The sequence below is a fragment of the Microvirga arabica genome (assembly GCF_016811235.1).
Lineage (GTDB): Bacteria > Pseudomonadota > Alphaproteobacteria > Rhizobiales > Beijerinckiaceae > Microvirga > Microvirga arabica.
The window spans coordinates 1-1,017 of record NZ_JAFBID010000206.1; the positions used below are offsets into that span (position 1 = coordinate 1).

Annotated in this window: 1 protein-coding gene; it reads left to right on the forward strand. The window is 57.0% G+C overall.

The window, feature by feature from the left end; all coding sequences use genetic code 11:
* Nucleotides 1-202: 202 nt before the first annotated feature.
* Nucleotides 203-1,017, forward strand: an 815-nt coding sequence (locus JQC81_RS32495; protein WP_203275873.1) for a glycoside hydrolase family 16 protein, incomplete at its 3' end; no start/stop codon positions are given.

The window sequence follows — 1,017 nt, forward strand, 5'->3', positions numbered from 1 at the left end:
GCGGTGTCGCCTTCAGCAACAATCTGAGCAAATCCGGCGTCGGCGACCGCAACCTCTACGTCGATGAGGTGACGTTCGATGGCGTAACCAATTCCACCGATACCACCTTCAGCATGAACATGACCAAGTACTGGGACTTTGCACTCTAATGCCAACACCAAGCACCGACTACAAGCTCGTCTGGTCTGACGAGTTCAGCACAATGAGCATCAGCTCTGATCGAGCGGACACCACCAAGAACTGGTGGCACACCCTTCCCGGCAGCAGCTATTTCGGGGACGCGCCATTCCGCGCTCCCAATCACCCTACCAAGCCATTTGCCATCGAAACGAAGGGGGGCGAGACCGCGCTCAAGATCACCATGGATAAGAACCCAACGACCGGCCAGCTTGAAAGCGGGTTGATCTCGACGTTCTACCATGATGGCACAAGCCACGATAAGCTTGATGGCGACCCCTACGGTTACTATGAGGCCCGACTGTGGTTGCCCGAGGGTAATGGCACTTGGCCTGCCTTCTGGTCACTTGAAAGCGAGCGGCTTAAGCCTGCTGCGGAGCGGGATCACGTCATCGAAGTCGATGTGATGGAGCATCATGGCAACACTCCCACCAGCTATGCCAGCGTAATCCATGATTGGAACTGGGACAACGGAAAGGTCGTCAGCGGTCACACCGGCCCCTACCATCGCAATGTGGTCGGCGATGATGTGATGACGCATGGTTGGCACACCTATGGTGTAGAAGTCACTAAGGAGAAGATGAACTTCTACATGGATGGGAAGCTTCACTGGAGTTACGCCACTCCGGCCACCTATACAGAAGACCCGATGTTCATGATCAATCTGGCGGCGGGCGGCAACTGGTCTATCGACCCTAACCTCAACAATGTGAGCATGTGGGTCGACTACTTCCGCCATTACGAGAAGATGCCAACAACGGCACCGACCCCGACGCCCACTCCGGTTCCGTCGCAGCCGATACCGACCCCCACGCCCACGCCCGCGCCGACGGACCCTGC